Annotated in this window: 1 pseudogene; it reads right to left on the bottom strand. The window is 30.8% G+C overall.

What is annotated here, in order from left to right:
- Positions 1 to 141 (bottom strand): annotated as a pseudogene (locus tag BT797_RS23615) (DUF1097 family protein); the annotation flags it as partial.
- Positions 142 to 549: the final 408 nt, after the last annotated feature.

Here is a 549-nt window from a genome sequence, read left to right as displayed (position 1 = left end):
CCCTGAAATCCAGCTTTCGGTTGTGCAAAATAAGTGCTGCAACTTAAAAATCCGATCCAAGTTGTCAGATGAAAGGTATCGGCGATACCACACCACTGCAAGTAGTCCAGCTGAAATGGCTACCTGATAACGATTTTTCATGTTTAACTCTATTACATATCAATAATATTAAGGAGGATAAACTACATCATAAGTAAGAATAAAAACATGAAGTTGATCGTAAATGCGATATTAAAATCTGCCTTGTTAAGATAATACTGGGTGTATTGTTATTTTGATCTAATTTATAAACACGAATAAATATGCTTAAAATATAGTCGTTTTTTATGAGAATAGAGTTCAAATATTATTGGCTCTATTTTATTTTCTACTCCATTTTATCTGCTCTATTACTTTCGATATAAGCTATTTTCTTCGTAAAAATAACCTCTCCATTTCAAATGAAAGAAATTCAACTCGTTCTTCGATCTAACTCGCATTTTTATAGTTAAAAACTAGAATTATCCTTATTTTTAACTATATTCAACCAATCGAAACGTTTGCGCAAAC

This window comes from Moritella viscosa (assembly GCF_900120065.1).
In the GTDB taxonomy this organism is placed as follows: Bacteria; Pseudomonadota; Gammaproteobacteria; order Enterobacterales; family Moritellaceae; genus Moritella; species Moritella viscosa.
The sequence above is the reverse complement of the archived record's forward strand: the minus strand, read 5'-3'. Positions and strand labels throughout refer to the sequence as shown.